Annotated in this window: 12 protein-coding genes and 2 pseudogenes; 3 read left to right on the top strand and 11 right to left on the bottom strand. The window is 44.3% G+C overall.

Annotation, left to right across the window (positions count from 1 at the left end; genetic code table 11):
* Positions 1 to 3 precede the first annotated feature (3 nt).
* Genes NXS07_RS17415 through NXS07_RS17390 form a run of 6 tightly spaced genes read right to left on the bottom strand, consistent with a single transcriptional unit; the run spans position 4 to position 4215 of the window.
* On the bottom strand, positions 4 to 519 hold the full coding sequence (locus NXS07_RS17415; protein ID WP_258087255.1) for an OsmC family protein: 516 nt from the start codon (positions 517 to 519) through the stop codon (positions 4 to 6).
* Positions 520 to 539: 20 nt separating this feature from the next.
* Positions 540 to 1574, bottom strand: coding sequence for a C45 family autoproteolytic acyltransferase/hydrolase (locus NXS07_RS17410; protein WP_258087254.1), 1035 nt, complete (start codon positions 1572 to 1574; stop codon positions 540 to 542).
* A complete protein-coding gene (locus tag NXS07_RS17405) occupies positions 1571 to 2185 on the bottom strand; it encodes a GNAT family N-acetyltransferase (RefSeq protein ID WP_038250403.1) in 615 nt (204 codons plus the stop codon). The genes NXS07_RS17410 and NXS07_RS17405 overlap by 4 nt, the downstream gene beginning before the upstream one ends.
* A 23-nt stretch (positions 2186 to 2208) precedes the next feature.
* A complete protein-coding gene (locus NXS07_RS17400) occupies positions 2209 to 2478 on the bottom strand; it encodes a hypothetical protein (RefSeq protein WP_038250407.1) in 270 nt (89 codons plus the stop codon).
* Complete coding sequence (locus NXS07_RS17395; protein WP_258087253.1) at positions 2468 to 3985, bottom strand: AMP-binding protein; 1518 nt, start codon at positions 3983 to 3985, stop codon at positions 2468 to 2470. The genes NXS07_RS17400 and NXS07_RS17395 overlap by 11 nt, the downstream gene beginning before the upstream one ends.
* On the bottom strand, positions 3982 to 4215 hold the full coding sequence (locus tag NXS07_RS17390) for an acyl carrier protein (protein WP_258087252.1): 234 nt from the start codon (positions 4213 to 4215) through the stop codon (positions 3982 to 3984). Before NXS07_RS17390 ends, NXS07_RS17395 begins: the two co-directional genes overlap by 4 nt.
* 166 nt (positions 4216 to 4381) lie before the next feature.
* Here NXS07_RS17390 and NXS07_RS17385 point away from each other — a divergent pair, with 166 nt between their 5' ends.
* The gene (locus tag NXS07_RS17385) at positions 4382 to 4684 is read left to right on the top strand and encodes a plasmid pRiA4b ORF-3 family protein (RefSeq protein WP_080717501.1); all 303 of its coding nucleotides are present in this window, start codon (positions 4382 to 4384) and stop codon (positions 4682 to 4684) included.
* 70 nt (positions 4685 to 4754) lie between these two features.
* Here NXS07_RS17385 and cynS read toward each other — a convergent pair whose 3' ends face one another.
* On the bottom strand, positions 4755 to 5225 hold the full coding sequence (gene cynS / locus NXS07_RS17380; RefSeq protein ID WP_038226189.1) for a cyanase: 471 nt from the start codon (positions 5223 to 5225) through the stop codon (positions 4755 to 4757).
* Positions 5226 to 5339: 114 nt separating this feature from the next.
* Positions 5340 to 5525: pseudogene (locus NXS07_RS17375) on the bottom strand (carbonic anhydrase); the annotation flags it as partial.
* 111 nt (positions 5526 to 5636) lie between these two features.
* Here NXS07_RS17375 and cynR point away from each other — a divergent pair.
* Positions 5637 to 6525: pseudogene (gene cynR, locus NXS07_RS17370) on the top strand (transcriptional regulator CynR).
* Between the two features lie 73 nt (positions 6526 to 6598).
* Here cynR and NXS07_RS17365 read toward each other — a convergent pair.
* From NXS07_RS17365 to NXS07_RS17355, 3 genes are all read right to left on the bottom strand, one after another.
* The gene (locus tag NXS07_RS17365) at positions 6599 to 8005 is read right to left on the bottom strand and encodes an ISKra4 family transposase (protein ID WP_258087251.1); all 1407 of its coding nucleotides are present in this window, start codon (positions 8003 to 8005) and stop codon (positions 6599 to 6601) included.
* Between the two features lie 24 nt (positions 8006 to 8029).
* Positions 8030 to 8611 carry a recombinase family protein gene (locus NXS07_RS17360; protein ID WP_038196668.1) on the bottom strand — a complete coding sequence of 194 codons (582 nt, stop codon included), beginning with the start codon at positions 8609 to 8611 and terminating at the stop codon, positions 8030 to 8032.
* A gap of 118 nt (positions 8612 to 8729) precedes the next feature.
* Positions 8730 to 9311, bottom strand: a complete 582-nt coding sequence (locus NXS07_RS17355) for a plasmid pRiA4b ORF-3 family protein (RefSeq protein WP_051869196.1) — start codon at positions 9309 to 9311, stop codon at positions 8730 to 8732.
* Between the two features lie 153 nt (positions 9312 to 9464).
* Between NXS07_RS17355 and NXS07_RS17350 the strand changes: the two genes are divergently transcribed.
* Entirely contained in the window at positions 9465 to 10097 is a 633-nt protein-coding gene (locus NXS07_RS17350; RefSeq protein WP_258087250.1) for a hypothetical protein, read from the top strand.
* Positions 10098 to 10218 lie beyond the last annotated feature (121 nt).

Raw genomic sequence — 10218 nt, 5'->3', positions numbered from 1 at the left:
TGGTTAATCAACTCTTATGATGGAATGGTGGGGCATTATTATTGCACGAAATTTCTCATGACGACACCATCTAGCATTGATTTTAATTTTAATATTTGTAGAGTTTGCAATATAACACTTTTCATGAGCTAGACGATGTAAACTAATAGCCAGGCTTTCATCAGACTCCTTAGATATTACTGAGTGAGGTTGCAATGTCATCTCGACAAATCGCCCCTCCTTTTCACTCATTATGCCTTTCGCCTGGTCGCGATACTGCAATACGCTGACGCCAGCCTCCGCACATAGATGCAAATACCAAAGTTGATGGCAAGCTGATAGTGATGCAATCAAGAGTTCTTCTGGGTTCCAGCATTCTTTCTTACCTAAAAACTTAGGGTCTGCCGAGCCCTTTAAAAACTTACCATGCTCTCCGGAAATATCATATTCACGCGCATATTCTCTATAACTTGGAGTCCCTTGACCTAAGTTACCTGTCCAAGATAAAGAAATTCCATAATGATGCAGTATATCAGCCATAAATTACATCCTTATTACAGTTAATTAAAAAGAGAAAAAGACTGCGTTGTTGAAAGTGCGGGGTTACCTGGGCGTAATAGCATTTTTCCCTCTTCCGGTAATATCACGACAGCAGCAACAGTACGTTCACGGCGTATATCGCCGTTATCTGCAACACAAACTGGCGGGGTTGTAAACAAGGAAAAACAATCATCACTGTCAATGTGTTCTTGCTGTAATAGTTCTCGTGTTTTTTCTAACCTTTGTCGTGAAGAGTTTTTAGCAAAGATATTGATTTGATCATGAGAAGCAAAATCAGTGTGCAAAAAATGATTGGTGTGTGCAGTTGAATAGCCTGCTTCCACAATACGCAGTTGATTATTCAAAATTTCTACACAGAGAAGGTGCTGTTTATCACATAAAGTAAAGGAGCGTGAACTGGACAATGGGAGACAACGAAGCGCTTTCACTGCCTGCTCCACTGTGTCGTAATTATCCAGAAGATGGCGAATCACCAGATAAGGCGGAATACCTACTCCCCACGTCCCCCCCAGAACCATGTTAAGCCCAATAGCCAATCCGGCACGATTAAGCCCAAGATAACCCAAAAGCCCTGCAAAACTTAAAATCAATGATGAATTGCGCGTTCCTTTGCATTCCAGAATATGAATAAAATCATCGAGATTACCATTCAAATCCACCGTTTGTGCCAGAATGGATTGCCCTTTGAAAGAGGATAATGTCGTACAGTCTCCTGACTCTGTAGTACGATTATAACCCAGCACCTCTCGCCTCAACTGCAGTAACCAAGCCAAATCTAACGGCATCTCAGCGCCGATCGATAACCCTTCAATCTCTTGCGCAATATCAGGCAGCCAAGTTTTTACGCAAATACGGTAGCGTTCGATATTTTCACCAAGCTGGCTAAGGGACAACGCTGATTGCCCCAAATGATTTAAACGGCAAAGACCATCATCAGCAAATTTCGATAACGCCTTCCGGCATTGCTGACCGTGTTGGATGCCCCTCTCAAGAGCATCTCCGTTCAGTGTCACGACATTAACGTTAGGGATCATCGCTGCTCCGTATGAGGCCGTATTTTCCCGTGGTCCTGTAAACCTTGTTTTACCTTCGGCCACTCGGTGTTCAACACGCTGTAGAAAATAGCGTCACGCCGCCGCCCATCTGGCATAAAATTAAAACTGCGTAATGTGCCTTCTTCCTCCGCACCAATATTGCGCAGGCCAGCTCGAGCCTGCAGATTGAGGATGTCGGTTTTAAACTCAACACGCAATGCCTGTAAGGTCTCAAAAGCATGCTTCATCAGTAAATATTTTGCCCATCGGTTGATCCCCTTACCTCGAAATGCCTCTCCCAGCCAAGACCAACCGATCTCCAATCGAGCCTCATGCTCAATCATATTGCCAAAACTCATACTGCCTGCTATCTGACCAGAACGTTTATCTATTACCATGAAGACTGCACGACTTCCGGCAGCCTGATCATTTAACATCGCATCAAAGAAACGCTCAAATTCGATGTCATTACTGACGCGAAAAACGAAATATGTCCAAATATGTGAGTCGCGAGATAAAGCTCTTACCTCCTCCCGATCCTCTTCCTTCACAGGTCTTAGCATGACATATTCATTTTCTAATACTTTGGAAGCATTCTCTTTCCAGTTCATCACTAGTATCCTTAAAATGGTAATTAATTTATATGCTTATTTAAAATATCAATGACATTCCCGAGAGTTTGCATATTTCCCAAATCGTCTTCGTTAAAGTTGGATAAATCAATATTCATCTCATTACATAGAGATGTGATAAACAGGATTTTATTAAGCGATGTCAATCCATAGATATCACTCATATTTTCTTTTAGATCTAGCTGAGTTGCGTCGATATCTGTAGATAAAGACGCTGCCAGTTTTTGTCGTGCTATGGTTTCCAATTTTGTAATGACGGTATCAGTTTGCATAACGACTCTCTTTATCTGTGGCGTGAAGTTGTTCTTGATAAGATTCAAAAATCATTTTTCGCAGTGGTTTAAATTGTGAGGATAGCAGACCATTTTCTATACTGAACGGTGGGTCAGCGATAATGATTCGGACTATAAGCTCGTCTTTCTCACCTGAGGCGTTTACATTCTCTAAAGCTTGTAAAATAGACGCGTGTTCGACAGTGTCACCGGCTGGTGAAATGATGGCAACTAGTTCGGCCTGTTTCGGGCTGAAAATTACGCACTCAGCAATGGCCGGTTCATTACGCATGCGCGCCTCGATGGGCTGCACATCTATTTTTTTCCCGTTGTCCAAGACTATCACGTTGTCAGAACGACCTTTGATGTAGAGGAATCCTTGTTCATCAATATGGCCAATATCGCCAGTCCGTACACCGTCATCAGCGGTAAATATTTTTTCAGATGCGCCAGGCTGTGCGTAAAGATAACGGGTGTTTACCGGGTAATCGCTGTAAACCACAACGTTACCATCCCTATCAATAATGACTTTTTTCTTATCAACAACTTGTCCAACACTGCCTAATCGGCAGGCTGTCGGGTGATTTTTTGTCACAATGCAGGTTTCATTCATACCGTAGCCTTCATAAATGGGCAGCCCCACTTGATGAAAAAACTGAAGCATTCCCAATTCTGCTGGAGCCGACCCCGTCCACAAATAGCGAATGCTTGTGCCAAACAGCACTTTTACCTGCGATACCATCGCTGCTAGGTCATTACTTTGGCGTTCAATATGGCGACGCGCTGAGTCAAAGAAAGCAGGTACGCCCATCACCACAGTCGGATTAAGCTGAGGCATGACGACAAATGCAGACTGATAGTTGGTGAGTATCGTATCGTGACCAAACTTTAATGCAGAATAGACCCAATAACGCTGCTGCAATAACGATAACGGCAGAAATACCAGCAGGCGGTCTCCATCACCGTGATTAAAAATGTTCTGCACGCTACGCAGCGAGGAATCAATGCTGCCTACTGTGGCAGCCAACCCTTTAGGAATGCCAGTTGAGCCTGAAGTAAATTTGATTGTCGTAGTATCGCTTTGCTCATACTGTACCAGAGGCAGTATTTCAGTGAATTCATCAATAAACGCATTAATCTCTTTAATATCATGCAAGTGAGGGTGAGAAGCGTCGTACGTCTTATCGGTGAAAAGACATTTCAGCTGATAGCTTTGCACCAACGCTGCACTTGCCTCAAATTTCCCAGGGTCAAAGCCGGCAGTACGTATTTTTATTCTCAACGCAGCCAGGTCGAGTAACACCCATTCCAAGCGGTTATCGGACAAGATACCGATGGTATTACCCGGTTTAATCCCGTGTGCTAGCAAACCGTTAGCAACACGTCCTGACATCTCGTAAAGTGTGGATAAAGGTATCGTTTTACGCTCGCTTAGTGTCGCAACTATCAAATTCCCCCCCGCCTTTGGGGGACCGCTCACGATATCGTTAATGATTGATGGTTTCATGGTTGAGCTTCCTCGCTGGCGATTTTCGCAGCCATCGCCTTCACTGTATTTAGATGATAAATAGACTCTAGTGGCATCGATATCCCGAAAGTTTTGCGTACGGAAGTTAAAATCCGCAGGGCACTCAGCGAGTTGCCACCACGGTCAAAGAAATCTTCATCCACACCAATGGAACCTGCGGCCAAGATCTCCTGCCAAATTCCCTGCAAGGTGCTTTCGATCGAGAGCATAAAAATCTGTGGGGCACTCTGTTCAGTCGGCGATAGAATGAGCAATTAAGCCTATTTTTCTCAGGTAGCTCGCCATGAAAACTTATATCGTGAAAGTGGCTCTTCGGGAGGTCAGTCCTATGGTCTCAGGCTATCAGGCGAGACTTCTTTAGCCGCTTTTCACTCTATTATTCAGATCGCTCAGGGATGGCAGGATGATCACCTTCACCAGTTCCGTATTTATGGCAAAAATTACGGCATTTCCTACTCCGGCGGGATCGGATTTCCTGACAACCCCTACAAAATTACGCTAGATGACTTTGAATTTGATGCCGGTGACCGTTTTACCTACGAGTACAACTTTTTCGAGCACTGGCTTCACAATATCCGTATTGAAGTTATTCTCGGTAATTCTGACCTGAAGTCTCCTTTTTGTTTGGCCGGAAACAGAATGCCCGGGGCGACGTTAGCCGGGCATAAAATTAGGTGACGATACGGAGCATTATTGGACAGAAACGGTTGCTGCATAAATGCCCCAAGGTTTTTTTTATGCTTTCCTATTAAAATGGTTTGGTCGGCAGATATTTGCCGTCGAGTGTGATTACTGCACGCTCACCACCTTCCGGATCGGCAACCTTTTTCACGTCCAGTTTGAAATTGATGGCACTGATGATGCCGTCGCCAAACTTTTCATGTACCAGCACTTTCAACGTGGTGCCGTAAATCTGCAGCATTTCGTAGAAACGATACATGGTCGGATCGGTGGGAATGCGATCTTCAATGCTGCCACGAACAGGGATAGTCTGCAGTAACATGACGGCATCGCTGTCGAGATCCAGCTTTTTGCCAACAATATTAGCCACTTTCGCCGGAAGTGCATGTTGTCCTAGGAGTGCGGCGGTGACGAAGGCTTCCGATAAACCAGTGCCGTCGGCAATTTGGGCGAACGAGAGATCTTTCTTCGTTTTGACTGACCAGATTTTGTCGGCGAGCGCCAGGCGGACTTCGCGGTTAACTTGTGACTGAATCATGGTAATACCTCATTTGTTTACAGTTGAAATTAATATCAGACGGCGATGACGGCCGAACAGGTACTGCACGGACATCAGGGTTGTCAGCCACCGAAGCCGAGACCCACCGGATTACGGACGGTAGTCATCAGCATTGCAAATCACAAACAGATCGCTGGGTTCACGTTGGTCGCCAGGTTCGGAACCGGAGATAAACAACGTTCGCGGGCTTTGCTGTGTAGCCAAGCTTCTGAACAGCTCAACGCGCTCAGGGAAAGTATCACTCTGAAATTTCAGAAAGCCGTCAATAACTTTTTTCATTGTGAATCTTCTGTCTCTCTGTGGGATGCGGTGAAGATTACTCCCCATATTCCATAAGGTAAAAGTCTCGTTTATGATGGGTATTATCTGAAAATCTTATGGATGATTGTCATGAATTTCCGTTATATCAGGTATTTTCTCGCCGTCGCAGAACATCATGGTTTTACCCGAGCGGCAACAGCGCTGCATGTATCGCAACCAGCCCTGTCACAGCAGGTCAGGCTTCTGGAAGAAAGCCTCGGCGTACAGCTGTTTGACCGCAGCGGACGCAATACCCGTCTGACTGATGCCGGAGAAGTTTATTTACAGTATGTTTACCGTGCATTTCAGGAACTGGATGAAGGTAAACGGGCCATTCATGATGTGGAGGATCTCAGCAGAGGTTCGTTGCGTGTTGCTGTCACGCCCACCTTTACCACCTATTTTATCGGGCCTCTGGTTGCCGAATTTTATACGCGTTATCCTCATATCACACTACAAATCCAGGAAATGTCCCAGGAGAGGATAGAAGAGCGGTTAATTAACGATGATCTGGATATAGGCATTGCCTTTGATGGCGGGGAATCCCCGGGAATTGCATCAAGAATCCTGCTGACTGAAACCCTTTCTCTTATTGTAGCCTACCACCATCCGCGGGCACAGCAGCGCAAAATCGCTCTGAATGAACTCAACGATGAAAAACTCATCCTGCTGAGCGCAGGGTTTGCTACCCGTGGAACAGATTAATCGCTATTTTTGTGAGGCAGGTCTGCGCCCGCAAATGCAGATGGAGTTCACCTCCATCAGCGCCGTTTTAGACGTGATCCGCAGGACATCACTTTCAACCTTGCTCCCAGCGGCGATTGCCATGCAGAATAATGACTTGGTAGCGATCCCGCTTGCTGACTGGCAACTGGAAAGAACGGGGGTGTTGATGCAGCGAAAAGGGGCATGGCAAACAACGGCAGCGCGGGTGTTTATTGAAGTTGCACAGGAGCTGGGTCATGTATTAAATAGTTAGTTGTTATGATAATCCTCCGGTATTTCGTGGTGGAACATGGCTAAAGTAGTAGAGCATAAAAAAGTCTGGGCACTTATGCAGCAATAGCTTCAGCTTCTGTCAAATAGCGCTCGGTTTCTTCACCTAACTTTATTCCCGGATACCAATGCTCAAATCGGGCTTTTAAATCATTATTAAGTACCGCTGTGCGTGTCTGGAGTAAATAATGTGCGCCTTGTTGGCTCCATTGCATTTGCTGCTTTTTCACCATCCGTTTAGCGATAACTTCATTGATTGCCGATTCAACAAATGACGAGGAGATCGGTTCGCCATATCGGTACATTTCACCATAATTCGGGATCATCATGCTGTTATTTTCAATATAGGTATACATTTCATCAAGATGTTTTAACAGCGATTTAGGGTTTTCATAATGCAATGTATCGTCATCACATATCAAGGCACAATGATCCAAATATTCTAATGCCTTATCGACATTCCCATGCCAGATAGACCATTTTGTGCTGGTTAAAACGTCTAATAATTCTGCACCGAGTTCAGGGGCGTTTTTTGATACCCCTTTGGCATATTGTTTTAATACTGTCAGACGCATTGTGATATGAAACCAGTCGAGTACATGCTGGGATTCGGGGTACAAATTAAATTGCAGATCCCTGAGATTATCAGCGCCATCCGATAAGAAGGTAATTTGTTGATTAGCCTGCATCCCCTGTGAGGATAACTGAGCCAAAAGTTTTCTTCTGGGGTGATTTTCCAGACACTGCACAAAACCAAAGCGTTTGGCCGGAACCGTCGCAGAGAACGATTTTCCGGCGATGATTTCAAAATGGTGTTTTCTATCGTCCCAGTTTCTGACGTACCCCCCATCAATACCCACCGCCATCGGTTTTCCCGGTTTGGGTAATTTTTCCCATTCTCTGGGATCGCCAGGGAGAAAATCAGGCAACCCATCTAATTCGGCCTCTTGTCTTTTAGCCGTCTGGCAGAGGTGGTTTCTGACTGTGGCGGCATTACAGCGTTCACCCACCGGCAAAATATCTTTGAGCAGATTGGCGGTCAATCCATAAGACATCAATGAAGCCCATCGGGTTTCTATATACCTGAGTTCCGGGTGAGTATGCGTATCACACCAGTTATTGAGCAAGCTAACGGTGTGGGTTGAATGTTTTTCACAAGCACACCGGTAAACCCGAAATCCCTCCACGGGGATAATGCCAAACAAGGTTCGATACAGGATTGTCTGTTTACCTTTTATCCGTCGATTTCGTTGACAATGAGGGCAAGCGCGATGTTCACTCAGGTATTCGGCCGCCTGTTTCTGGATCACCGATTGCTGGATAGCGTTCAAAAGCAATTTGGACTCAGACAGGGAAAGCCCAATGTCATTGGGGGTATCACTCTGTTTTTCTACCCTAAATAGAGTTTCAGTATGGCTGTGACCTGATTCATCGGCCACCGCTATTTGAATTGTGAATTGCATGATGCTGTCCTCCTGGGGTTGTGGCTACTGTATTCCTCCATTTTTTAGCTGGTGACGCAATTTATAATACGTAGAAACACCTAATCCTACGTTATCGCAGGCCAGCTTTAACTTGATACCTTTTGCTCTCAACGCGTCTATTTGGGGTAATTTACTGATATCCGCAGGCGGCCTGCCCGTTCGTTCCCCGCGCTGTTTTTTTGCTGCGATCCCTTCGGTTTGCCTCTCTCGAATGAGTGCCCGTTCAAACTGACTGAAGGCCGACATCATATGCAGTTGCAGCTCTTGCATGGGTGTGCACTCATTAGCATTAAAAGAAAGCTGTTCCTTCAGGAATATCAGTGTAATACCTTGCTGACGTAAACGCAGGGTCAGGCTACACATATCCATCATATTGCGGCATAACCGATCGATGGAGTGAACAACAATCGTGTCGCCGGTTCTGACCTGTTGAAGCATATCCTGAAGTTGTGGCCGGTTGATGTTTTTCGCACTGGCCTGTTCGACATACATTTTGTCAATTTCAATACCGGACGCAAACAGCGCCTCTTTCTGGCGCTCAACATGTTGGTCAACCGAACTGACCCGAATGTAGGCATAATGCATGTCACCCTCAAAAGTCTTTAAACCTGATAAAGATTTGTAGAATACTCTATAAAATTGACTTTTTCGAGGTTTATAGAGTGTTATGGTCTTGTTTTCAGCACAGCTGAAAGGTATACTTTTATAGAATCCAGTCTAAGCCTTGCGAGTAATTTGGTGTATAAAAATCATAATCCTTTAATAACCGGTTGAGTCGATGGCGATTAAATTTGACGCGATTGAACTCGTCGATGAATTCTTGGATGTCGCCAAACGTTGTACTGTCATCACTTTCGACAATGGCTTCCAATAGCTTCAATGTCGCTTCGATTTCATCATATTGAGTGACATCAGGCATACCTTGCCCACTGAGACAAAATGGCGTACTTTTATTTGAGTCAGGTTCAATCGCTTCGATGCGGATATCCAGTAACCCATGCCGATAGAAATTATACTCATAAGTGAATTTATCACGGTTTTCGAAATGAAAAGACGCAAGTGAAACAGCCCAGGGATCATTATAAAAACTGAGACCACCTTCATAGCTGATACCATAGTCTTTACCGTAGATATGAAAGGTATGGAGATAGTCATTATCCCAACCAAAAGCAAATTGCAGTAAAAAATGAAAAGCGCCTAGTGACATATCACTCTGAATGCGAAAACGTCGCCAGATCATAGGGCTGACATCTCGAATGGCGGCTTTTACTGTATATACGGGCATAATTTCCCTTTCACCATGATGATAAAGCGAACAATCATACTTATCAGGGAATCTGAGCGAGTAGAGCTATTGGTTATCCGGTCAGCACCTCACCAGAACTTGATTTGCAAGACTACCGCTTCCGGCTCTCACATAAGTGCCCCACAGATTTTTATGCTCTCCATTTCAGCCATGTATCGCTCTGAAATTTGCCGCAAAGAACGCCGAACCGCGAATATGAAGTCGTATTCTGTTCCGGGTTTTCATCATGCTACCTACCCTCTATCAATCGGTCAGTCAAATCAAGTTGAGGTCAGTGTCCCTAAGGAGGGGGGAGGGAAGTGTGATTGGAAACTGAGTAATATTACTTTTGAAGTCAAACTGAAAGATACGTCAACAATTCCACCTCTTATTGACGATAATATTGGATTTAAAACAACATTTGTTACTGATGGTAATGCACCAGCAGTATTTGATGGCGGTTATTTAAAAATAAACGGGGATTTACATGAAAAAATCATTTTATTTCCCCTTATAACAAAACTCTTTTTAAATGGCAATGAGAATACATTTTATCTTATAGGGAAAGGAAGTCCGTTAACGTATAAAATAGGAACGGCTAAAAACATTAACCTAAGTTACATATATATAAAACAAATGCTTTCAGTTTGGACGGGTAGAAAGAACAATGACATGCCATTTATGACATATCCTAATGGTGATATTGTTTCTGGCGAGGTTAGACCTGAATATAAAAAGTTAATGGGCATTCTTGAATCAAGAAACAGCAAACAGACTAATATGTAGTCATTCAGATTTAATCTGACAGTCGCCCACTTTGATTTAGTGCTTGTCAGATTAAATAAACTGCACGATGTTTTTAAACAAGATGTTAACCAAGATGAATTATTGAAACACGCTCTTGAGC

This window comes from Xenorhabdus bovienii (genome assembly GCF_024721015.1).
Taxonomy (GTDB): Bacteria; Pseudomonadota; Gammaproteobacteria; order Enterobacterales; family Enterobacteriaceae; genus Xenorhabdus; species Xenorhabdus bovienii.
This window is presented reverse-complemented; position numbering and strand designations above follow the sequence as displayed.

Coding starts and splice junctions, on each gene's coding strand:
- NXS07_RS17415 (WP_258087255.1), bottom strand. CDS start 519: ATGGCTGATATACTGCATCATTATGGAATTTCTTTATCTTGGACAGGT.
- NXS07_RS17410 (WP_258087254.1), bottom strand. CDS start 1,574: ATGATCCCTAACGTTAATGTCGTGACACTGAACGGAGATGCTCTTGAG.
- NXS07_RS17405 (WP_038250403.1), bottom strand. CDS start 2,185: ATGAACTGGAAAGAGAATGCTTCCAAAGTATTAGAAAATGAATATGTC.
- NXS07_RS17400 (WP_038250407.1), bottom strand. CDS start 2,478: ATGCAAACTGATACCGTCATTACAAAATTGGAAACCATAGCACGACAA.
- NXS07_RS17395 (WP_258087253.1), bottom strand. CDS start 3,985: ATGAAACCATCAATCATTAACGATATCGTGAGCGGTCCCCCAAAGGCG.
- NXS07_RS17390 (WP_258087252.1), bottom strand. CDS start 4,215: ATGCTCTCGATCGAAAGCACCTTGCAGGGAATTTGGCAGGAGATCTTG.
- cynS (WP_038226189.1), bottom strand. CDS start 5,225: ATGATTCAGTCACAAGTTAACCGCGAAGTCCGCCTGGCGCTCGCCGAC.
- NXS07_RS17365 (WP_258087251.1), bottom strand. CDS start 8,005: ATGCAATTCACAATTCAAATAGCGGTGGCCGATGAATCAGGTCACAGC.
- NXS07_RS17360 (WP_038196668.1), bottom strand. CDS start 8,611: ATGCATTATGCCTACATTCGGGTCAGTTCGGTTGACCAACATGTTGAG.
- NXS07_RS17355 (WP_051869196.1), bottom strand. CDS start 9,311: ATGCCCGTATATACAGTAAAAGCCGCCATTCGAGATGTCAGCCCTATG.
- NXS07_RS17350 (WP_258087250.1), top strand. CDS start 9,465: ATGCTCTCCATTTCAGCCATGTATCGCTCTGAAATTTGCCGCAAAGAA.